The 21,689-nt window shown below is 72.0% G+C and carries 19 protein-coding genes and 1 pseudogene; 9 read left to right on the top strand and 11 right to left on the bottom strand.

All coding sequences use genetic code 11. From position 1 onward, the window contains the following. Positions 1–244: 244 nt before the first annotated feature. Positions 245–790 (bottom strand): annotated as a pseudogene (locus QMG73_RS15690) (NADH-quinone oxidoreductase subunit B); the annotation flags it as partial. A 71-nt stretch (positions 791–861) separates the two neighbouring features. Here QMG73_RS15690 and QMG73_RS15685 point away from each other — a divergent pair. Continuing rightward, a complete protein-coding gene (locus QMG73_RS15685; RefSeq protein ID WP_407676806.1) occupies positions 862–1,443 on the top strand; it encodes a SigE family RNA polymerase sigma factor in 582 nt (193 codons plus the stop codon). Then, complete coding sequence (locus QMG73_RS15680; protein WP_281896124.1) at positions 1,436–2,623, top strand: hypothetical protein; 1,188 nt, start codon at positions 1,436–1,438, stop codon at positions 2,621–2,623. The genes QMG73_RS15685 and QMG73_RS15680 overlap by 8 nt, the downstream gene beginning before the upstream one ends. Here the strand turns inward: QMG73_RS15680 and QMG73_RS15675 are convergent. Together QMG73_RS15675 and QMG73_RS15670 are read right to left on the bottom strand one after the other, a co-directional pair. Beyond that, entirely contained in the window at positions 2,620–4,011 is a 1,392-nt protein-coding gene (locus tag QMG73_RS15675; protein WP_281896591.1) for a pyridoxal phosphate-dependent decarboxylase family protein, read from the bottom strand. The genes QMG73_RS15680 and QMG73_RS15675 overlap by 4 nt on opposite strands. Further along, positions 3,980–5,317 carry an MFS transporter gene (locus QMG73_RS15670; RefSeq protein WP_281896122.1) on the bottom strand — a complete coding sequence of 446 codons (1,338 nt, stop codon included), beginning with the start codon at positions 5,315–5,317 and terminating at the stop codon, positions 3,980–3,982. Before QMG73_RS15670 ends, QMG73_RS15675 begins: the two co-directional genes overlap by 32 nt. Positions 5,318–5,376: 59 nt before the next feature. Here QMG73_RS15670 and QMG73_RS15665 point away from each other — a divergent pair, with 59 nt between their 5' ends. Then, positions 5,377–6,837, top strand: coding sequence for a gamma-glutamyltransferase (locus tag QMG73_RS15665; protein ID WP_309299479.1), 1,461 nt, complete (start codon positions 5,377–5,379; stop codon positions 6,835–6,837). A gap of 109 nt (positions 6,838–6,946) precedes the next feature. Here QMG73_RS15665 and QMG73_RS15660 read toward each other — a convergent pair whose 3' ends face one another. Further along, positions 6,947–7,258 (bottom strand): MGMT family protein, encoded by a 312-nt coding sequence (locus QMG73_RS15660; protein ID WP_281896103.1) that lies wholly within the window; start codon positions 7,256–7,258, stop codon positions 6,947–6,949. A 28-nt stretch (positions 7,259–7,286) separates the two neighbouring features. On the opposite strand from QMG73_RS15660, the gene proB reads away from it, so the two are divergent. From proB to QMG73_RS15645, 3 genes are read left to right on the top strand one after another with little or no spacing between them, the layout of a single operon-like run. Continuing rightward, positions 7,287–8,396 (top strand): glutamate 5-kinase, encoded by a 1,110-nt coding sequence (gene proB / locus QMG73_RS15655; RefSeq protein WP_281896100.1) that lies wholly within the window; start codon positions 7,287–7,289, stop codon positions 8,394–8,396. A gap of 8 nt (positions 8,397–8,404) precedes the next feature. Next, positions 8,405–9,649, top strand: coding sequence for a glutamate-5-semialdehyde dehydrogenase (locus tag QMG73_RS15650; RefSeq protein WP_281896097.1), 1,245 nt, complete (start codon positions 8,405–8,407; stop codon positions 9,647–9,649). A 48-nt stretch (positions 9,650–9,697) separates the two neighbouring features. Beyond that, positions 9,698–10,462 carry a prenyltransferase/squalene oxidase repeat-containing protein gene (locus QMG73_RS15645; protein ID WP_281896587.1) on the top strand — a complete coding sequence of 255 codons (765 nt, stop codon included), beginning with the start codon at positions 9,698–9,700 and terminating at the stop codon, positions 10,460–10,462. Between the two features lie 66 nt (positions 10,463–10,528). Here QMG73_RS15645 and moeZ read toward each other — a convergent pair whose 3' ends face one another. The 5 genes from moeZ to QMG73_RS15620 all read right to left on the bottom strand — a co-directional run bounded on the left by moeZ (position 10,529) and on the right by QMG73_RS15620 (position 16,593). Continuing rightward, positions 10,529–11,710 (bottom strand): adenylyltransferase/sulfurtransferase MoeZ, encoded by a 1,182-nt coding sequence (gene moeZ, locus QMG73_RS15640; protein ID WP_281896094.1) that lies wholly within the window; start codon positions 11,708–11,710, stop codon positions 10,529–10,531. A gap of 88 nt (positions 11,711–11,798) precedes the next feature. Further along, on the bottom strand, positions 11,799–12,719 hold the full coding sequence (locus QMG73_RS15635; RefSeq protein ID WP_281896092.1) for a DUF3152 domain-containing protein: 921 nt from the start codon (positions 12,717–12,719) through the stop codon (positions 11,799–11,801). 49 nt (positions 12,720–12,768) lie between these two features. Beyond that, entirely contained in the window at positions 12,769–13,563 is a 795-nt protein-coding gene (locus tag QMG73_RS15630) for a DUF3152 domain-containing protein (RefSeq protein ID WP_281896091.1), read from the bottom strand. Beyond that, positions 13,560–14,522 (bottom strand): alpha/beta fold hydrolase, encoded by a 963-nt coding sequence (locus QMG73_RS15625; protein WP_281896089.1) that lies wholly within the window; start codon positions 14,520–14,522, stop codon positions 13,560–13,562. The genes QMG73_RS15630 and QMG73_RS15625 overlap by 4 nt, the downstream gene beginning before the upstream one ends. 19 nt (positions 14,523–14,541) lie before the next feature. After that, entirely contained in the window at positions 14,542–16,593 is a 2,052-nt protein-coding gene (locus QMG73_RS15620) for a Daple (protein ID WP_281896088.1), read from the bottom strand. A gap of 154 nt (positions 16,594–16,747) precedes the next feature. Between QMG73_RS15620 and QMG73_RS15615 the strand changes: the two genes are divergently transcribed. After that, positions 16,748–17,386, top strand: a complete 639-nt coding sequence (locus tag QMG73_RS15615; protein WP_281896086.1) for a TetR/AcrR family transcriptional regulator — start codon at positions 16,748–16,750, stop codon at positions 17,384–17,386. A gap of 57 nt (positions 17,387–17,443) precedes the next feature. Further along, positions 17,444–17,668: a DUF3107 domain-containing protein gene (locus tag QMG73_RS15610; protein WP_265248958.1), complete on the top strand. Its 225-nt coding sequence runs from the start codon at positions 17,444–17,446 to the stop codon at positions 17,666–17,668. A 12-nt stretch (positions 17,669–17,680) separates the two neighbouring features. Here QMG73_RS15610 and QMG73_RS15605 read toward each other — a convergent pair whose 3' ends face one another. Beyond that, positions 17,681–18,349: a ferritin-like fold-containing protein gene (locus tag QMG73_RS15605; RefSeq protein WP_281896083.1), complete on the bottom strand. Its 669-nt coding sequence runs from the start codon at positions 18,347–18,349 to the stop codon at positions 17,681–17,683. A gap of 304 nt (positions 18,350–18,653) precedes the next feature. Between QMG73_RS15605 and QMG73_RS15600 the strand changes: the two genes are divergently transcribed. Next, the gene (locus QMG73_RS15600; RefSeq protein WP_281896081.1) at positions 18,654–20,264 is read left to right on the top strand and encodes a DEAD/DEAH box helicase; all 1,611 of its coding nucleotides are present in this window, start codon (positions 18,654–18,656) and stop codon (positions 20,262–20,264) included. A gap of 142 nt (positions 20,265–20,406) precedes the next feature. On the opposite strand, the gene QMG73_RS15595 is transcribed toward QMG73_RS15600, so the two are convergent. Continuing rightward, positions 20,407–21,600 carry a hypothetical protein gene (locus tag QMG73_RS15595; RefSeq protein ID WP_281896080.1) on the bottom strand — a complete coding sequence of 398 codons (1,194 nt, stop codon included), beginning with the start codon at positions 21,598–21,600 and terminating at the stop codon, positions 20,407–20,409. Positions 21,601–21,689: the final 89 nt, after the last annotated feature.

The raw sequence follows: 21,689 nt of genomic DNA, 5'->3' as shown, positions 1-21,689 counted from the left end.
CCCCGGGCCCGTCCGAACGGATCGGTCAGTCGCGGTCTTCGGGGTGGGGGTGCTGGTAGTCCAGGTCGGTCGAGGGCAGCGGCAGGTCGCGGTCGTCGCCGAACGGTGCGCCGGCGCCCTGCCGGTCGCCGGTGATCTCCGTTACGGGCAGCCGGCCGTCGGGCCCGACCGGAGGCGGCAGCGGCGGCGGGACGGTGCGGTGCCAGTCGATGTTGTCGGGGAAGACGACGCGCTTGTGCGGCTGCTCCGGACCGGTCACCAGGGGCGCGGTCAGGGCCTCGGCGTCGTGGCCCTTCGTCACCGCGAGCGGATCGGGGCGGGACACCCCACCGATGCCGGCCTGCTCGCCGGCGATCTTCTCCTGTAGGCGCAGGATGCCGTGCAACAGCGCCTCTGGCCGAGGCGGGCAGCCGGGGACGTACACGTCGACCGGGATGATCTGGTCGACGCCCTTGGTGACCGAGTACGAGTCCCAGTAGGGGCCGCCGCAGTTCGAGCAGGCGCCGAACGAGATGACGTACTTCGGCTCGGGCATCTGGTCATAGAGCCGCTTGATCGCGGGTGCCATCTTGTCGGTGACGGTGCCCGACACGACCATCAGATCGGCCTGCCGAGGGCCGTGCGCGAACGGGATCACGCCCAGCCGGATGAAGTCGTGGCGCCCCATGCTCGTCGCGATGAACTCGATCGCGCAGCACGCCAAGCCAAAGTTGAAGACCCACAGCGAGTACCGCCGGCCCCAGTTCAGGACGAACCGGATCGGTTCACCAAGCACTCCTGGCAACTGCACGACACAAGTCAATCACAACGCAACTCGCCGCAACCGTTCCCGGGGACCGCACGTGTTACCGGCGCTTCCCGATGGTGATCGGGAGCTACAGGGGAGGGATCGTGCACTTGTCCACACCGCCGCGCCTCGACGAGCCACCACCGCCAGGCGCCGGCCGGAAGTCGACCGAGGTCGACTTCGACGCCTTCTACCAGGCGCACTACCGGGCGATGACCACCCAGCTGTGCGCGTACACGGGTGACCTGGGGCACGCCCAGGACCTGGTACAGGAGGCGTTCTGCCGCGCGTTCACGCGGTGGCAGAAGATCGTCCGGTACGAGGACCCCGTGGCCTGGGTCCGCAAGGTCGCCTGGAATCTGGCCACGAGCCGGTGGCGCCGCGTGCGTACCGCTCAGCGCTTCCTGCGCAAACAGCGCGAGGAGCATGTGCCGGGCCCTAGTCCGGATCGCGTCGCCCTCGAGGCGGCCCTGGCGCTCCTGCCTCCCAATCAGCGCCGCGTCGTCGTCCTGTACCACCTGGCCGACATGCCCATCTCGGAGATCTCCCGCCAGGAAGGCATCCCCGAGGGAACCGTCAAGTCCTGGCTTCACCGGGGCCGTACCGCCCTGGCCGTCCACCTGTCCGAGCGCACCGAGGAGAACCGCCGTGCCTAACGACGACGACACCTTCCTGAACAGCCACTTCGCCGCCTACCGCAACGAGCTGATCGCGGACGTGACGCCCGCCGGCACGGATGCGGTACGCATGACGGTGCGGCGGCGCCGCAGGGTCGCGGTCACGGCCGGCACCGCCCTCGCGATCGCACTCATCGCCGGCCCGGCTGCGGGTTTCGCGGCGCTCAGCCGAGGGCCGGCACCTCCAGCACCAGGCACCACTTCGGAGCCCACGATCTCGGCGTCCCCCTCGCCGTCGGCCAGCCCGTCGCCGAGCGCGAGCGCCACGACGCCGGCCGGGCCCGACGGCCGGATCACGAAGGCCGACCTGCTCAAGGCGAAGCTGACCCTGCCAGCGTGGCAGAGCGACGCGCCGTCGGGCTGCGTCACCAAGGACGTCCGGCTGGACGCCGAGGCGAAGACCGGCAGGCCGGGCCTCATGAGCCTGACCTACGGCGACGCCGACGGCGACGGCACGCAGGAGACGATCGCGATCCTCGGCTGCCGGCCGGGCGAGGCGGCCATGCAGCAGGTGGTCGTGTTCGATCGGGACGCCGCCGGCAAGATTCACACGTTCGGCCAGGTCGTCCGCACCGGCATCGGCTTCGATTGGATCATCACCCTCAAGATCGACACGCCCGGCTCGATACAGGTCCAGGTCGGTGACATCCAGCCCTGCTGCGACACGCCGGCAAGCGCCGCGCGGAAGCAATGGCGCACCTACACCTGGAACGGTGACAAGTTCCGGCAGAGCGGCGGCCCCACCGTGTTTCCCGACAAGCCGCTGACGGACCTCCGGGTGACGGCGACCGACGTGGTCTTCGGCGCCGACGGCAAGGCCAGCATCAAAGTCACGGTGCGTAACGCCGGACCGGTGGATGCCGAGAACGTCTTCCTATGGCTCGAAATGGGCGACAGCGACGTGGACCTCGACGGCGCCGGCTGGTCCGCGTGCAAGGAGTCGAACCTCAACAAGGAACACCCGCCGATCACGCTGGAGTGCCTGGTCGGCCCGATGCGGGCGGGCGAGACGAAGACGCTGACCCTCGGCATGAAGAAAACCGGCACGACGGCCACTGCCTCCGGAACGGCCAGGGTCATGCGGCTGAACATCAACCGCGATCCGTCGGGGGACCTCAAGGAGTCCGACAATGGGGACGCCTTCAAGGTGACCTTCTAGGGCCGCTGGAGGTGGCTGAGGAAGTCGATCAGTAGTCGCTCCCGGAGCGCGGGCGGCGCGGCGTTGAGCAGCGTGTTCACCGTCGCCATGCGCTCCGGGAGGCCCCCGGAAAGGCCCAGGGCGGCCAGCAGTTCCGGAAGCGGGGCGGACGGATCCACCGGTGGCAGGACCACCGGGCCGGCCGCCCTCGCCGCGTCCACCGCCACGGCCAGGTCGGTGGCGAACGCCGCCACCTGCGGCGCCACCGCGGCGGCCACGGTGAGGTGGATGCTCGCCGGCAGGTCACCGAACGCAAACTGCGGCTGGGTGTGCCAGCCCCGCGCGGCGAGTTCGTCGGCGAGTACGAACAGGTCCGGGTCGCCGTCCGAGGTGAAGCACACGACCGTCGTTTCCGCCGGCGCGAGCAACCGCAATCCGTCCACATCGGAGACCGCCGCCGCCAGGCCGCGGACGGCTTCCCGGGTACGGCCAGCGAGCGCGAGGTAGCCGCTGTCGCCGATATGGCGGAGCACGGCGTACGCCGCCGCGATCGGGCCACCGGACCGGGTCGACGAGATCACGGGGTTGACCATCGTGTACCCGGGCCAGCCGGCGTACCCGAAGTACTGCGGCCGGCGCAGCTCCTCGTCGCGGTGCAGCAGGACCGACACGCCCTTGGGGCAGTACGCGTACTTGTGCAGGTCCACCGAGATCGACGTGACACCGGGCACCGCGAAGTCGAACGGCGGCACATCGACGCCGAGGCGGCGCAGGTAGGGCAGCGTCCAGCCGCCGAAGCAGGCGTCGACGTGGCAGCGCACGCCCGCGGCGGCGGCCACCTCCGCGATCTCGGCCACCGGGTCGACCACGCCGTGGGCGTACGACGGCGCGGAGCAGGCCACGAGCACGGTGTCGGGTCCGATGGCGGCGGCCACGTCCGTCGCCAGCGGCCGCAAGGAATCCGGGTCCACCGGTATCAGGTCGAGCGCCACGCCCAGGTAGTGCGCCGCCTTCGCGAACGCGGCGTGCGCGGTCACCGGGGCCACCATCCGCGGCCGGTCGACATCGGGTCGCGCGTCCCGTGCCGTCTTAACCGCCAGCAGCAGCGACTCGGTGCCGCCGCTGGTCACGCTGCCCACCACGCCGGGCGGCCCGCCGAGCACCTGCGCCGCCGCGCCGACCAGGGCGTTCTCCATGACCAGCAGGGACGGGAACGCGGTGGGGTCCAGGCCGTTGACGTGTGCGGCCAGCGAGTACGCGGACATCGCCAGCTCGTCGAGCCCTGGTACGGCGGGGTCGTAGACGTACGCGAAGAGGCGGCCGCCATGGGTGGGGCGGTCGGCCGTGCGCAGTGCACGGATCTCGTCGAGTACCTGCTCAGCCGGCAGGCCGTCCTTCGGCAACGACATCGGGATCACGGGCGAAAGTGTCGTCGTACCCGCGCAGGAATGCCAGCGCCACGGCGACCACCACCGCGGGGAGGACCGTGAAGCCCAGCAGTACCCCGAGGCGGGCCGTGCCGTCCTGCGCCATCGGTTGACCGGTGGCTGACGAGGCGTACCCGAAAAGCTGCAGGACCACGGCGTAGATCCCGGGTCCGAGCGCGAGCCCGAGCGTCTCCCCGGCTGTCCATAGGCCCGTGAAGACGCCGGCCTGCCGGCGTCCGGTGCGTGCGGTGTCGTGGGCGATGCAGTCCGGCAGCATGGCGAAGCCGAAGACCTGTTGCCCGGCGTACCCGCAGCCGATCGCGGCGACCAGGAGGTAGACGGCTACCGCCGGCAGCGCGGGCGCGGCGACGAGCGCGAGCGCCCCGGCCGCGAAGATCACCGAGGCGGCGGCGAACGACCGGAGCTTGCCCAGCCGCTCCCCCGCCCGCCGCCAGGCGGGCATCACGAGCAGAGCCGGGCCGACGAAGCACGCGAAGAGCACCGTCGGGCCGTCGTCGGGGCGTTCGAGCACGTGGTCGGCGAAGTACTTGACGCCCGCCAGCATCGTGCCGATGCCCGCCGCCTGGATGACGAAACAGGTCAGCAGGAGCCGGAAGGGACGATTGCTGGCGGCGACCCGGAGCTGGGCACGCAGGCTCGGCTCGATGTCCCGGACGCTGGCGCCGCCGACGCCCCGGGTGCCGGCGTAGACCCCCAGCACGCCCACCACGATCAGCGCGGCGACGAACAGGCCCATCCAGCGATGGCCGGGGATGCCGTCGCCGCCGGCGGTCACCACGAGCGGGGCCACCGCGCCGGAGATCAGGATCGCCAGCGCCAGCACGGCGATCCGCCAGGTCATGAGCCGGGTCCGCTCGGCGTAGCCGTCGGTCATCTCGGCCGGCATCGCCACGTAGGGGACCTGGAAGAACGCGTACGCGGTCGCGGTGGCGAGGAAGGCGAAGGCCGCGTAGGCGCCGGCGTCCGCTCCGGTGCCCAGCGGACCGGCGAAGATCGCCGCGAAGAGTGCGGCCATCGCGAGACCACCGGCCAGCAGGTACTGGCGGCGGCCACCCCAGCGGTCGGAAATCCGTCCGGCGACCGGGTTGACCAGCACGTCCCACGCCTTCGGCACGAGCACCAGCAGCCCCGCCACGCCGGCCGCGATGCCGAGCGTGTCCGTCAGGTACGGCAGCAGCAGGAGCCCGGGCACGGTGCCGAACGCGCCCGTGGCCAGCGACCCCAGCGCGTACCCGAGATGCACCCGCCGCGCCAACCCAGTACTCATGCGCGCGGATGTTAGCCATCGGGACGCGCGGAAGGACAGATGCATCTACGCTGCGCCCCGTGACTGTTACTGTCCCCACGGCGACGGCCCGGGCCTCGGCGCCGCCCAGAGAGGAGGCGATGCGGGTGCCCGCCGGTGTCGCCGCAGGTCACCCGGCCACGGCCGAAGTGGGTCTGCGCATCCTCGCGGCGGGCGGGTCGGCGGCGGATGCCGCGGTGGCGGCTGTGCTCGCCACGTCGGTCAGCGAGAGCATCCTGACCGGGATCGGCGGGGGCGGCTTCGCCACCTACTTCGACGCGGCCACCCAGACGGTCACCTGTCTCGACTTCTTCTGTTCGGTGCCCGGGTTGGACGGCGACGTCACGCCCGACCCGATGACCCCGATCGAGGTGTACTTCGGGGCCGTACCCCAGATCTACTCGATCGGCGGCGCCAGCGTGGCCGTACCGGGCGTACCCGCCGGCTGCGGCGAGGTGCACCGGCGCTGGGGCCGGCTGCCGTGGCAGCGCGTCGTCGAGCCGGCCGTGACGCTGGCCCGCAGCGGCGTACTGCTTCCGGCCGCCCAGGCCCGCACGCTGGTGTCCGTGGCCCCGGCCCTGCTGCCCGGCGAGGGAGCCGCCATCTACGCGCCCACGGGGCGGCTGCTCGAAGGCGGCGAGCTGCTGCACCACCCCGGGCTCGACAGCGCCCTCGACGCGATGGCCGAGGAAGGCCCGTCCGTCTTCTACACCGGCCGCCTGGGCCAGCTACTGGTCGACACGGTACGGGCGGGTGGCGGGGCGCTCGGCCCGGCCGACCTGGCGGCGTACCGCGTGCTGGAGCTGGAGGTCGGGCACGCGACGCTCGGCCACAACCACATCTACGCGCGGCACGACATGAACGAGACGATCCACACGATCGCCGCGTTGCCGGCGGAGCTGCCCGATATGTCCCGGCGGGACCGGGCCGTGGCCGTGGCCAACGCGCTCCGGCAGTACGGGGCGCAGCGCCTCGGCGACACCACCAACATCTCCGTGGTCGACGCGGAGGGCGACGCCTGCGTGATCACCACGACGCTCGGTATCGGCTCGGGTGTCTGGCTGCCCGGCTGCGGCATCAACCTGAACTCGATGCTCGGCGAGGGCGAGTTGATCACTCCCGACCTGGCGCCCGGGCGGCGGATGTCGTCGATGATGTGCCCGCTCGTCGTGGTCGACGAAGACGGGCGGCTGGTGGTGGCGGCCGGCTCGGCGGGCGCCTCCCGCATCCGCACCGCCCTGGTCGACACCCTGCTCGGCGTACTCATCGACGGGCTGGACATGCCCGCTGCGATCGCCCGGCCCCGGTTTCACGTGGTCGGCGACGTCGTGCACGCCGAGCTGGGGTACCCGGCGGACGAGCTGGACGCGCTGTCGGCGGCCGGGTACACGATCAACCAGTGGCCCGACATGAACCACTACTTCGGCGGCGTCAGCGCGGTTGGCCGGGCCGGCGCCGCGGGCGACCCCCGCCGCGGCGGCGTCGGCGCGGTCCTCCCATGATCAGGGCTGTGAACGGTCCGAGTCGCATACTCCGTCGTGCGCGAGCGCCGCGCGGCGACTCGGACCGTTCATCCCTCAAGTCGCCCTAACGACTTCGGGGACGCCCTGATCACGCTTCGTCGGGCCACCACATCGCGCGCTTCATGTCTACGCGGCCGTTGCGCATCGGGGTGGCCTCGCCGATCAGCCGGGCCATCGCCTCCAGCTCGTGGCCCGGCACCACCCGGCCAGCGTTGTTGACCACGCGGTGCCAGGGGACCGGGCCGCCGTACCGGGACATGATCGTGCCGACCAGCCGTGCCGACGCGCGACCAGACCGGTCGGCCAGGTAGTCGGCGATCGCCCCGTACGACATCACCCGTCCCGACGGGATCCGCTCGACCACTGCGAGCACCTCTTCGACGTACTCCTCCGGCGTCACGAGGACACACCCTATGCAGAATGGTTGGGTGCGCGAAGCAGTCACAGCGGCACGGCGGATCGTCGTCAAGATCGGTTCGTCGTCGCTGACCACGGCCACCGGGGGGCTCGACACCGAACGTGTCGACGCCCTCGTAGACGCCGTCGGCGCCCTGGCCACCGACGGGCGGGAGATCGTGCTGGTCTCCTCCGGGGCCATCGCCGCCGGTCTGGCACCGCTGTCGATCCCGCGCCGACCGCGTGACCTGGCCACCCAACAGGCCGCCGCCAGCGTGGGGCAGGGCCTGCTGATCGGCCGGTACGCGGCCAGCTTCGCCCGGCACGCGCTCGTCGTCGGGCAGGTACTGCTCACGGTCGACGACGTGACCCGCCGGGCGCACTACCGCAACGCGTACCGCACGCTGCGCAAGCTGCTCGACATGGGCGCCGTACCGATCGTGAACGAAAACGACACCGTCGCCACCGAGGAGATCCGCTTCGGCGACAACGACCGGCTGGCCGCCCTGGTCGCCGCGCTGACCCACGCCGACCTGCTGGTACTGCTCTCGGACGTCGACGCGCTCTACACCGGCAACCCGAGCCGGCCCGGCACCCAGCGGATCGACGAGGTACGCGACGAGCACGACCTCGACGGGGTGTCCATCGGCAAGGCGGGCAAGGCGGGCGTCGGCACCGGCGGCATGATCACGAAGGTCGAGGCGGCTCGCATCGCCACCGGCTTCGGCATCCCCGTGGTGCTCACGGCCGCGCCGCTCGCCGCGTCAGCGCTGGCGGGCGAGGAGGTGGGCACGCTCTTCCATCCGGTACGCCAGCGGCCCACCGCGCGCCTGTTCTGGCTCGCGCACGCCACCTCGCCCCGCGGCCGGTTGCACCTGGACCCGGGCGCGGTACAGGCCGTGGTGGGCCGGCGAAAGTCGCTGCTGCCAGCGGGCATCACCGCGGTGGACGGCGCTTTCACCGCCGGCGACCCTGTCGACCTGGTCGACGCCTCGGGTGCCCCGGTCGCCCGCGGGCTGGTCAACTACGACGCGGTCGAGCTGCCGTCGCTGCTCGGCCGGTCCACGGTCGAGCTGGCCGCCGCGCTCGGCCCGGGATACGAACGTGAAGTGGTGCACCGCGACGACCTGGTACTTCTCTAGGGAGAAAAATGAGTGTTCACGAGCAGGCCAAGCGAGCCCGCGAGGCCGCCGCCGCGCTGGCCACCGCGACCCGGGCCACCAAAGACACGGCACTACTGGCGATGGCCGACGCGCTGGTCGCCCGCGCCGGCGAGATCCTGGCCGCCAACGCGGAAGACGTCTCGTCGGCCCGCGACAACGGCCTCACGGCGGCGATCATCGACCGCCTGTCGCTGACCGAGGGCCGGGTCGAGGCGATGGCCGGGGCGCTGCGCGAGATGGCCGCGCTGCCCGATCCGGTCGGCGAGGTGGTACGCGGCTCCACGCTGCCCAACGGGCTGGAGCTGCGGCAGGTCCGGGTGCCGTTCGGTGTCGTTGGCATCATCTACGAGGGCCGCCCCAACGTGACGGTGGACGCTGCGGGCATCTGCCTCAAGTCGGGCAACGCCGCGCTGCTGCGCGGTTCCTCGTCGGCCGCTCGGTCGAACGCGGCCCTCACGGCGGTACTCCGGGACGCCGTCGCCGCCACCGGCCTGCCCGCCGACGCGATCCAACTGCTCGACGCCTCGTCCCGCGACTCGGTCAAGGAGCTGATGCGCGCCCGCGGCCTGGTCGACGTTCTCATCCCGCGCGGCGGCGCCTCCCTGATCAAGACCGTGGTCGAGGAGTCGACCGTGCCCGTCATCGAGACCGGCGTCGGCAACTGCCACGTGTACGTCGACGCGGCGGCCGATCTCGACAAGGCGCTCACCGTGCTGCTCAACAGCAAGACGCAGCGCCTGTCCACCTGCAACACCGCCGAGTCGGTACTGGTGCACGCCGCGGTCGCCGACGCCTTCCTCCCGCGCGCACTGGCAGCCTTCCAGGAGGCGGGCGTCACGGTTCACGGCGACCCGGCCGTCGCGGCGTACTCAGACACGGTCGTGCCCGCCACCGAGGAGGACTTCGGCACCGAGTACCTCTCCGCGGACATCTCGGCCGCGGTGGTCGACTCGCTCTCCTCCGCCGTCGCGCACATCACCCGGTACGGGTCGCAGCACACCGAGGCGATCGTGACCGAGTCGGTGGCGGCCGCCCGCGAGTTCGTGGCCCGGGTCGACGCGGCGGCCGTGATGGTGAACGCCTCCACCCGCTTCACCGACGGCGGCGAGTTCGGATTCGGGGCCGAGATCGGCATTTCCACGCAGAAGTTGCACGCGCGTGGGCCGATGGGACTACCCGAGTTGACCTCTACGAAGTACATCGTGACGGGCGATGGTCACATCCGCTCCTGAGCGGTCGCCGGGCGGCGGGTGTGGATGTAGCGTGTCGCCGTGGTCGACATGGACGCCGCGATCGGCTTCGTCGTAGCCCACGGCGACGCCGTGGACCGGGCCCGCCTATCGCACCTGCGTACGGGCGGTATGCCCAGCGAAAACCTGCTCGCCGACGCCGAGATCGGGCAGGCGCCCAGTGGCGGCTGGCCGGCAACCTGGGGCGGCGAGGTCGCCTCGGTGGACGCGACGTGTTTTCGCCTGGCGGAACTCGACGACCTCGGCGCGCTGGACCGTCCCGCCGCGCGCACCGCGCTCGACTGGCTCGCGAGCGCGCAGCGGCCGGACGGCATGTGGGAAGAAGACGAGACGCTGGCCGGCGAGGCGCCGCCCTGGGCGCAGCCGGGCGACCCCGAGGCGCGCCTCTACCTGACCACCAACGCCGCGTTCTGGCTCGGCCTGACCGGGTACGCCGACCCGGCCCGCGCCGCCAGCCAGGTGATCGCCGCACACGTCGGCCCAGACGGCAGTTGGCCGTCGTTCCTGGTCAGCGCCTGGCTGGGCGCGGGCGTCCTGTACCAGCAGGGCATGTTCTACGAGTCGGCGCGGCTGCAGATCATGCTGGGCGACCGGCTGTCGCGGATGACACCGGCCGACATCGCGTTACTGGCGGCGCGGCTGCGGCGCGCCGGACTGGCAACCGAAGACTGGCTGCTCGCCGCCGCGCGCCGGCGCCTCTCGGAGACGCAGCGCAGCGACGGCGGCTGGCCCAGCGACGACGGCCGCCAGTTCGACGTGCACACCACCCTGACGGCGATCCGCGCCGCCCGCTGAACCGTGATCAGGGCGTCCCTGAAGTCGCTCTAACGCCTTGAGGGACGCCCTGATCACGGTGGTGGTTTAGTACGCGGGCAGGGACGGGTCGATCTGCTTGATCCAGGAGAGCACGCCGCCCTGCACGTGCACCGCGTCCTTGAAGCCGGCCGCCTTCACAGCGGCGAGCGCCTCAGCGGACCGGACACCCGACTTGCAGTGCAGCACGATCTGCCGGTCCTGCGGGAGCCTGGCCAGCGCCTCGCCGGACAGGATGTCGCCCTTGGGGATCAGCGTCGCGCCCGGGATGCGCACGATCTCGTACTCGGCCGGCTCGCGCACATCGACCAGGAAGATCGACTTGCCGGAGTCCTGCCAGTCCTTGAGCTCCCGCGCGGTGATGGTGGAGTCGACGGCCGCCTCTTCGGCTTCCGGCGACACCGCGCCGCAGAAGTCTTCGTAGTCTTCGAGCAGGTCGGTGACCGTCGGGTTCTCGCCGCAGAGCGCGCAGGCCGGGTCCTTGCGGACCTTGATCTTCCGGTACGTCATCTCCAGCGCGTCGTAGACCGTCAGCCCGCCCACGAGCGGCTCGCCGATGCCGGTGATCAGCTTGATCGCCTCGGTGACCTGGATGGAGCCGATCGACGCGCAGAGCACGCCCAGCACACCACCCTCGGCGCAGGACGGGACCATGCCGGGCGGCGGGGGCTCGGGGTACAAGCAGCGGTAGCAGGGGCCGTGCTCGGCCCAGAACACGCTCGCCTGCCCGTCGAAGCGGTAGATCGAACCCCACACGTACGGCTTGCCGAGCAGCACCGCCGCGTCGTTGACCATGTACCGCGTGGCGAAGTTGTCGGTGCCGTCGACGATCAGGTCGTACTGGGAGAAGATCTCCTTGACGTTGTCCCGGTCGAGGGCGGTGTTGTGGATCACCACGTTGACGTACGGGTTGATCTCACGGACCGACGCGGCGGCCGACTCCGCCTTGGGGCGGCCGATGTCGGACTGACCGTGGATGATCTGCCGCTGGAGGTTGGACTCGTCGACGGTGTCGAAGTCGACGATGCCGAGCGTGCCCACGCCGGCGGCGGCAAGGTACATGAGAGCCGGCGAGCCGAGGCCACCCGCGCCCACACACAGCACCTTGGCGTTCTTGAGCCGCTTCTGCCCGTCCACCCCGACGTCCGGGATGATCAGGTGGCGCGAGTAACGGCGGATCTCGTCGACGGTGAGCTCGGCGGCTGGTGCGACGAGCGGGGGCAGCGACACGGTCAACTCCCGGTAGCTAGCGGCAGCGATACCGGACTATTGTTGCGCGCCCGCGACGCCACTCCGCAATGACGTGGCACACGGGCGGTCAGGGAATAGGCGGGCCCGCGTACCGCCGCCCGTCCAGGTACGGCCAGCCGTAGGCGACGCAGCCCTTCAACCCGAGCGTCTGCTGCTGCATCACCGGGGCCGGTCCGCCGGGCGTCGGGCAGCGCTCGTGCCCGTGGCCCAACTGGTGGCCCACCTCGTGGTTGACCGCGTACGCCTGGTACTCCGCGAGCGGCGCGCCGTAGTCCGGTACGGCGGTGAGCCACCGCGCCACGTTGATGATCACCTGACCGGGCAGGCGGCACGACGTGTACTGTTCGGTGGCCAGGCCGCCGGCCGCGCACATCCGCTCCGACGTGGCCGGCGTGGCGAGGAAGATCGTGAACTCGGCCGGGGCGGATCGCGGTACCCGCTGCAGCCGGAACTGCCGTCCGGCGATCCAGCTCCGCGGGTCGCCCAGGATCTGGTCGACGCTCGCCGCGAACGACTTCGCGTCCTGCGCGAGGCCGTCTTCGGTGGCCACCCGGAAGCGGCGCAGCGTGCCGGCGGTACCAAGGAGCGCGCCGGTGCTGTCCGCGTACCGGAAGGTGCCCGGACCGGTGATCGGGAACGTCGTGGCGACCGCGACCGGGGTGGGCGACGGCGGCTCCGGCGACGGCGACGTGGGGCGCAGCGCGACCGCCGCCGGTACCACGGACGCCGCGGTGGTCGGCGTGGGTTCCGGCGCCGCGACCCGCAGCTCCACCGGCCGGCCCCGCGCGAGGTCGATCAGCACCAGGCCCGCGGCCGATGCCAGCAGCAGGAGTACCGCCGTCCGCCGTTGCCGGTGCCGCATGCGTTCCTGCCCGATGCGGCGCCCTTCGAGCCGATGTGCTGGCGGGCGGCGAGAATCGGACACGCTGCCGGGCGCTGCCACGTGGTCTGCGGTGGCGCGGACTGGACGGGTCGCCGGAGTCGCCATGGTCCGTTCAGCGTGCCATGACTATCCTCAATTGTCCGTATTTAACACGCTATTTCAGTGGACCTGTGTACCGGCGGCCGTTCAGGTACGGCCACGGGTTGGCCGCGCATCCGTCCAGCCCGAGCGTCTGCTGCATCATCACCGGCGCCGGCCGGCCCGCTCCCGGGCACAACTCGTGCTGGCGCCCCAACTGGTGCCCGACCTCGTGGTTCACCACATAGGTGCGGTACACCGACAGCGGCACCTTTGCCGACGTGTAGTCCGGAATCGAGAGCCGCCACCGGTCCAGATTGATGATCACTCTGCCGCTGGTGCGGCAGGACGTGTACGGCCGGCCGCCCGCCTGGATGTTCACGCCTCCGGCCGCGCACATCCGCTGGGCCGTCTCGCCCGTCGCCAGGTACACCGTGAACTCGTGCGCCTGCCCGTCCGGTACCCGCTGCATCCGGTGCCCGCCCGCGATCCAACTCCGCTGGTCGCCGAGCGCCTTGTCGACGGCCACCGCGAACTCCGTCACGTCCTCGTTCGAGCCGCGCTCGACCGCCACCCGGTACCGGTGCACCGTGCCCCCGCGCCCGAAGACCGGCCCGCCCGCCGTCCCGTACTGGAACGTGCCCTCCCCACGGGCCGGCACCGGCCCGGGCAGCGCGATCGGATCGGCCGGCGGTGGTGTTCCCGCCGGTGATGGCGACGGCGTCGGGGACGGTGCGGCCGATGTGGCCACCGCCGAGGTTGGCGTCACGGACACCGGCGCCGTGTCGGTGTCACCCGCCAGCTTCGGCAGCGCGAGGCCGGTCAGGATCACCCCGGCCGCCGCCAGGAAGATCGCGCGCGTGGCGTTCAACGGGCGTCAGCCCGGTGACCGACCTCGTCGAGTAGCGCGACAACAGCTCGGGCAACCATCCGTGGCACCTCCATCTGCGCCACGTGCCCCACGCCATCCAAAATAAGCAGCCGGCTGTCGGGAATCACCCTGGCGACCTGCGGCGCCACCCGGATGTCGACCAGCCGGTCCTGCCGGCCACCGATCACCAGCGTGGGCACCCCGATCTGGGCGGCGACCCTCCACTGCGAGCCCGGCCCCGGCAGGTACGCCCGGAGGAAGCTGGAGATCAGACCCCGGAAGGTGCGCAGGTAGGAGGCCACGTAGTGATCGACCTCGTAGCGCCGCCTCAGCTCCTCGATCGCCTCCAGGCGGCGCTGCTCGCTGATCCTGCTCGGGTCGGCGAAGCAGGCGTCGGTCACCTGGCGGGTCATCTCCTCCGGCGTGATCTTCGCAAGCTGCCAGGTCGCCAGCCGCTCGGCCAGCGGCACGGCCAGCAGCGGCAGCATGCGGCTCTGCATCGAGCGCCTCGGGTCGAGGAAAGGCATCGCGGGCGACACCAGGGTCAGCGTGCGCACCAGGTCGGGCCGGGTGCCCGCGACCCGCACGGCGATGGCACCGCCGAGCGAGTTGCCGAACAGGTGCACCGGGCCACGGTCGCTGTACTCGATCCAGCGCGCGACGCGAGCGGCCTGCGCCGGGATGCTGTAACTGCGGGCGGGCTCGCTGCGACCGAACCCGGGCAGGTCGATCGCCTGCCCGTCGAGCCGGTGCGCGAGCAGGCCGGCGAGGTCGGTCCAGTTCGTCGACGAGCCGCCGAGCCCGTGGACGTACAGGGCCGGCTCGGCGCCGGCTGAGGTGGCCGGCGTGTCCCGCACGTACATGATCGAGCCGTCGAGGAGCACCGAACGCCCGGGCCACGGCGGCGGCGCGTCGTCAGGCGGAAACAGCTGATCCGCCACGAGGGCCGCGCGCTTCATCTATCTAGTGTGCCGCGTGTTACGAGAGTAGTGACTCCAGCCGGCGGTTCACGGCCCCGAGTGTGGCGCGCACCACCGCCTGCCGGGGGTCGCCGGCCACGAGCGCGGAGCCGGCCAGTTGCTCGACCCAGCCACCGCACACCAGCAGCACCACGACGATCGCGACCTCGCAGGTGCCGAATGGCACCACCGCGGTGTGCTCGACGAAGCACCGCCCGCGGTCGGTGGGCTGCTCGGCGGTGCTGAGCAGATCGTCGATCGCGGCCGCCGCCGCGGTGGCGCACAGCCGCAGCACGTACGCGTCGACCGCCGGACCGTTGGCCCGACCGGTGGCACGCCGCTCGTCGGCGGCCAGCCGTACCTCGACCGTGGCGTCCAGGCCGAACGTGCTGACCTGTACCTCGTCGATGGTCACGCGCGGGCCCGGGTTGGGGAGCGGCTTCAGCGGCCGGGGCGGGGCGGCCTCCACCGGGGCGCTCTGGCCCAGCGGATACGCCGGCTCCTCAGGCTCGTCAGGCGCCACCCCGGGCGGCGGGACGGCGGCCGGCGGAGCCGCGACCACCCGCGGCGGCGGCGCCAACTCCTCCTCGTCCTCCTGGTACGCCCGGCGTGCGGCCCGCCGGCGCGGCTCGCCCGGGCTCGGCACCGACGCGCGACCGGTCGGCTGCGGCTGGGCGGGCACGTAAGACGAGCCCGATGAGGGCTGGGGCTGTTGAGGCTGCTGCTGCGCGGCGGCCGCCGGGACCTCGCGCGGTGCCGCCGCCAGCCCCATGCGCTCCTGCAACAGGCGCGCGACCATCCGGCTCACCTCGGCCGGGTCGGCGCCGTCGGCGAGGTCGAGCCGCAGGTTGTGCGCTCCGGACGGGGTTTGGCGGACGGATGCGTCACGGACACCTTCGACGCCGCGCACGGCGGCGACGATCGCCTGCACGTCGAAGCCTTCGGGCCGCTCGCGCGGCTGCACGTCGTCGCGGCGCAGGTGGCTCCAGATGCGGGTGAGGTCAGGGGCGTCGGCGGAAGGCTCGACGGTGGGTGGCTCGGGCACGGTGGGCACGTCCGGCTCGGCCGGCACCCGCTGCGGCAGCGCGTCGGGCACCGGTTCAGGTGTGCGTCGGGGCGGCGCCTGGGTCGCCGCCGGAACTGCCGGGGGTGCCGGTGCTTGCAGAACCGCTGGAGGTGGGGGTGGTGGCTCCAGGGTTGGCTCAGGGGGTGCGGCGCGGCGGGCTTCGGTGCTCTCCTGCGACCGTTCGGGGCGCCAATCCCAGGGCGTGTTGGACCGGCTGGGACCGGGCGACGGCGGGCGCTCGTACATCGAGGTGTCGTACGGCCGGAGGGGGCGCTCGGGCTGTGGCCGGAACCCAGGCGGCGGCTCGTACGCCGGCGGGCTCTCCAACGACGCATAGCCCGGCATGGCGGGAGCGGTGGGCATAGCGGGAGCGGCGGGCCCGCCCGGTGGTGGCTGGGGCAGCTCCGGCCGCTCGGGCCAGCGCGGCGCGGGCGGCTCGGCCTGCGGGCGCTCCCCCCGGGACGCCTGCGGCAGGCCGCCGGAGGGCGTGGACTCCTCGATCGCGTGCCGGGCCGCCTCGGCGACGGGCGGCAGGGCCGGTGCCGAGTCACGCTCGACGGTTGGTGCCGGCCGCTCAGCCGGAATCGGCGGCGGTGTGCGGTCTTCGAGGTCGCCCTCGTACGGGTACGGCGGGGCGCTCGCCGGCACGCGCAGGGCGATGGGTGTGTGCTCGCCGGTGGGCCGGTCTTCGTAGGTGGCGCCGTTGGCGACCGGGCGGAGGGGCGCGGCGGGACTCAGCGGCGACAGCAGGTCGGCGTAGCGCGGCGACGCGTCGGCCCAGCCCCGGCTTGCGGCGCTGTCGCCCCCCGGCTGCTGGCCGGACGTGCGCCAGCTCGGCCGCACCGGCTCGCCACTCGGCTCCAGCGCGGAGCCCGCGTTCGACCACGCGGAATCGGCGGCCGCCCAGCCACCCCGCCGGGCCGGACCGCCATTGTCACCGTGCGGACCTGCGCCGTTGCCGTTCTCTCCCGGTGTGGCGCCACCGTGTTGCCCTGTTTCGTCCACCGTGCGCTCCTCGGTCGCCCCCGCTGAGGCTACCGTGTGCTTGCAGTGGCGATAAGCCGCAACGTCCGGCTAGTTCGGCGGTCGGGGTGTGTTTACCGATCCGCCGCATTGGCCGCAAGTCATAGTAGAGAGACCGAAAGTCGAGGTGAACGGCATGGCCGTAGGGTCGGGGAGCGCGCCGCCGACGGGGCGGCCCACCCGCCTGCCGCGTTCGGCGCGCCGCAAGCAGCTGCTCGCCGCGGCGCAGGAGGTGTTCGTCGCGCAGGGCTACCACGCCGCCGCGATGGACGACATCGCCGAGCGCGCGGGCGTCTCCAAACCAGTCCTCTACCAGCACTTCCCCGGAAAGCTGGAGCTGTATCTGGCGCTCCTGGACACGCACTGCGACGCCATCGTGGCGCAGGTGCGGTCCGCGATGGTCGGCACGTCTGACAACAAGGAGCGGGTCAAGGGCGCGGTCCAGGCGTACTTCGACTTCGTCGACCACGAGAGCGAGGCCTTCCGGCTGGTCTTCGAGTCCGACCTGCGCAACGAGCCCGCCGTGCGGGAACGCGTGGAGCGGGTGGAAAAGGGCTGTATCGCAGCCATCACAGATACGATCATCTCGGACACCGGCGTCAGCCGCGCGCACGCCGAGCTGCTCGCCTCCGGTCTGGTGGGTGCCGCCGAGACCGCGGCGCAGTTCTGGCTCGCCGCCGGCCGCAAGGTGCCCAAGGCCGACGCCGAGGCGCTGCTCGCGACCCTGACCTGGCGCGGTATCGCGAGCTTCCCGCTGCAAGGCGAGTCAGCCTGACAACCACCCCAGACAGTCGGCTAACGTTTGCAGCGGCAAAGCCTTGAGGAGGATTCCGTGGAGGTCAAGATCGGCGTGCAGTTCGCCCCGCGCGAGCTGGTGCTGGAGAGCGCTCAGTCGCAGGCCGAGGTCGAGAAGATCGTGGCAGAGGCGATTGAGACCCAGGGCATCCTCACGCTGCTGGACGAAAAGGGCCGCCGAGTGATCGTGCCGGTCGACAAGCTCGCCTACGTAGAGATCGCCGAGCGCACCGTGGGTGCGGTGGGCTTCACCGCCCGCTAAGCCCTTTCGGGGTCAGTTGTTCAGGCCGACCGCCGCCATCCGAGTGGTATGTGCGGCGGTCAGCCGCTTGAACAGCCCCTGCACGCCCGCCTGGTCGCCGGAGCCCTGCATGATCAGCATGGTCAGCGCGACCCGCTCGCCCGCCACTCGCTGAGCTTGCGAGAGCCCTTCGCCGACCAGCCTGCGGGCCCACATCGAGAGCCGGTTCGCCACCTTGGGGTCGACCGCGATCGCGGCCCGGATCTCGGCGGCGGCGAAGTCGCTGTACTGCGAGTCGTGCAGCACGTCGAGCACGAGGTCGCGGTCGGGCGAGGCGAGAAACAGGGCCACCTCGCGCACGAAGTCGTCGGCGATGCTGTCCCACACGTACGCCTTGGTGAGCGCCTCCAGCCAGTCCTTCGGCTCGGTCAGCTCGTGGTACTCCTGCAGCGGCGTGACGTAGGGCGCCATCGCCTTCTCCGCGTCGGCGCCCAGCTCGGCCATGCGACCGGCGAGACGGCGATAGTTGTCGATCTCGGCAGCGGCCATTTCGCTGAGCACGGCGCGCCGGCGCAGATCGGGAGCGAGGCGGGCGTCGACCGCCATCCGCTCGAACGCGAGCAGCTCGGCGTACGCCACCATGCCGAGCAGGTCGACGACCGCCGCGCTCTCCGGACCTGCCGGCTCTGTTCCTTGGGACACGCCCGCAGGCTACCGCCGGGCGCGGTACGCCGCTCGCCCACCCGATCGCCTCAGCGTTGCGTGATCCGCGCCACATTTCGACGGGTGTCACGGCGCCGCCAACCTGACGCCTGAGGCGCCGTTCATGCCTGTCAGGTAACATTGCGCTGTTGCCGCGGCACTAGATCAGTAATTACCCCAGCCCGCGGCGCGCGTGTGGCCCGCGATCGCATCGACCACTGCGATCGCGTGCGGCCCGCGCCATACCGAATTAGCGCCCTCGGATGCGACGGGGCGCACCACGAGAGGGCACCCCCAAAACTCCATGAGCGAAACCGAAGAAACCATCACGCGAGCTCCCGTACGACCCGACAGCCCCGCCTTCGCCGACCTCGGTGTGCGCACCGAGACGGTGGAGGCGCTCGCTGCCGCGGGCATCACGAGGGCATTCGCGATCCAGGAGTACGCGCTGCCGATCGCGCTGCGCGGCACCGACCTCATCGGCCAGGCGCCCACCGGCACCGGCAAGACACTCGGCTTCGGCGTCCCGCTGCTCCAGCGGGTGTTCGCCCCCAGCGAGGGCAGCGACGGCGTACCGCAGGCACTGGTCATCGTCCCGACCCGCGAGCTGGGCCTCCAGGTCGCCAAGGACATCGCCACCGCGGGCAAGACCCGCGGCGTGCGCGTCCTGCCCATCTACGGCGGCGTGGCGTACGAGCCACAGGTCGAGGCGCTGCGTGCCGGCGTGGAGATCCTGGTCAGCACGCCTGGCCGGCTGATGGACCTCGCCAAGCAGAAGAAGCTGCGCCTCGACCGCGTGCACGCGCTCGTGCTCGACGAGGCCGACCGCATGCTCGACCTGGGCTTCCTCGACGACGTCGAGAAGATCCTGGCCATGCTGCCCGAAGACCGGCAGACCATGCTGTTCTCCGCGACCATGCCTGACCCGATCGTCGCGCTGGCGCGGCGGTTCCTGCGCCACCCGGTGACGATCCACGCCGGCCACACCGCCGAGACCGGGCCGTCACCGCTGACCAAGCAGCTCGTCTACCGCACCCACCCGATGAACAAGGTCGAGGTGGTCGCCCGCATCCTGCAGTCGCAGGCGCGTGGGCTGACGATGATCTTCACGCGCACCAAGCGTGCCGCCGACCGGGTGGCCGAAGACCTCGACTTCCGTGGCTTCGCCACCGCCGCGGTCCACGGCGACCTGGGCCAGGGCGCGCGCGAGCGGGCGCTCCGCGCGTTCCGGGCCGGCAAGATCGACGTACTGGTCGCGACCGACGTCGCCGCCCGAGGGCTCGACGTCTCCGGCGTCACCCACGTCATCAACTACGACTGCCCCGAAGACCCCGACACGTACACCCACCGCATCGGGCGCACCGGTCGGGCCGGCGCCAGCGGCGTGGCCGTGACGTTCGTCGACTGGGAAGACATGCCGAGGTGGCGGCTCATCGACAAGTCGCTTGGCTTGGAGATGCCGGAGCCGCCGGAGACGTACCACACGTCGCCTTACCTGTACACGGACCTCGACATCCCGTCCGAGGTCGGCGGCACGCTGCCGACCGCCGAGCGCACCCGCGCCGGGCTGTCGGCGGAGGTCGAGGAGGACCTCAACCCCAAGACGCGCGGCCGCCGGCGCGCCGAAGGCGGCCGCAGCCGGTCCCGTAGCCGCCGCGGTGGCAGCGGTGACAGCGGTGGCGGCAGCACCGCCGAGGCCGAGACGCCCGCGACGACCGACGAGGCGCCCGCGACGGCCCGCGTTCGCCGTCGCCGGCGTGCCGGCGAGGTGGTAGCTGGCGACGCGGCAGTCGCCGCGACCGCCGCTGAGACCGCCGACGTCGCGCCGGTCGCGGAGGCCACCGACGCGACCGCGGCTGCGAAGCCCCGCCGCCGTCGCCGTCGCCGCTCCCCCGCCGCGTCGCCCACGGAGTAACCGTTCACACGAGACCGCGCCCGCCGGAAACGGCGGGCGCGGTCTTTTGTGTAAGGAGGCCCCTCCGCCGGGGGTTCGACAAGGGCTCGGCGGAGGGGCCTGCGTCCTCAGTGCGCTGCGGGTCGCACCGAGGTGCCGTGGGTCAACTGACCGTGCAGGGGGCCAGTGCGTCGAGACCCACGGGGCGTGCGTCGATCCGACCGATCGCCGTCGCGATGCGGTTGATCGCTGCGACCCGCTTGTCCTCCAGAGGACCAAGGATCGCGTTCTGCACGAAGTTCGGTCCGCCCTGGCCGACGGTGGACTGCAGGCGCGCGTTGGCTTCCGCGATCTGCGTGTCGAGCTGCGCCAGGTTGCGCTCCACCTCGGCGAGGGCACCGGCCGGAACAGCCGGGAGCTGGCTGCCGACGTCGGGGCAGCTGATCGTGCCTACCTCGGCGGCGCCACCGTCACCGGCGTCGCCACCGGCCGCGTCATCGCCACCCGCGGCATCGTCACCACCAGCGGCGTCGTCGCCACCGGCCGCGTCGTCGCCACCGGCGGCACCGTCCGCCTGGATCTGGCACGGCGCGAGCGCGTCCAGGCCCTGCGGGCGGGCGTTGATGCGGCCGATCGCGGTCGCGATGCGGTTGATCGCCGCGACGCGCTTGTCCTCCAGCGGGCCGAGGATCGCGTTCTGGACGAAGTTCGGTCCGCCCTGGCCGACCGTCGCGACGAGCCGCGCGTTGGCCTCGTTGATCTGCGTCTGGAGCTGGGCGAGGTTGCGGTCGACCTCCGCCTGCGCACCGGCCGGTACAGCCGGGAGCTGGCTCTTCACGTCCGGGCAGACGATCGTGCCCGGCCCAGCGGCAGCGCCGCCGGCAGCCGTCTCCGGCAGCTCAGCGGGCTCGGTCGCGGTGCTGCCGCCACCGGTTCCCAGCGTGCACGTGGCCAGCGACTCCAGGCCCTGAGGGCGGGTGCCCTGCCGGCCGATCGCGATGGCGATCCGGTCGATGGCGGCGCCACGCTTACTGGCCAGCGGGCCGAGGATGGCGTTCTGGACGAAGTTGGGCCCGCCCTGGCCCTTGCTCGTGGCGAGGCGCTGGTTTGCCTCGGCGATCTGCGTGTTGAGCAGTGCCAGGTTCCGCTCCACCTCCGCTTGGGCGGAGGCCGGCACATTCTGCAGCTTGTCGGCGACCGTCGGACAGCTGATCGTGGAAGCGGCGGCCTCACCACCGGCCGCCGCGACGCCGATCCCGCCCCCGACAAGGGCGACGGCGACACCCGCGGTGGCGGCTATTTTCCAGCGGCGACCGAACGTGCGCCGTTCCTTGTACTCGTGCGTGCTCGTGGACATGCGCGTGACAACCCAACCCTTCGGGCCTAAGGTGGCCGGCAGCCGCGCCACTTGTTCGCGGGCTCGCCGGTGGATGAGAAGCGCCGTCC

The organism is Phytohabitans aurantiacus (assembly GCF_027923225.1).
Taxonomy (GTDB): Bacteria; Actinomycetota; Actinomycetes; order Mycobacteriales; family Micromonosporaceae; genus Phytohabitans; species Phytohabitans aurantiacus.
The sequence above is the reverse complement of the archived record's forward strand: the minus strand, read 5'-3'. Positions and strand labels throughout refer to the sequence as shown.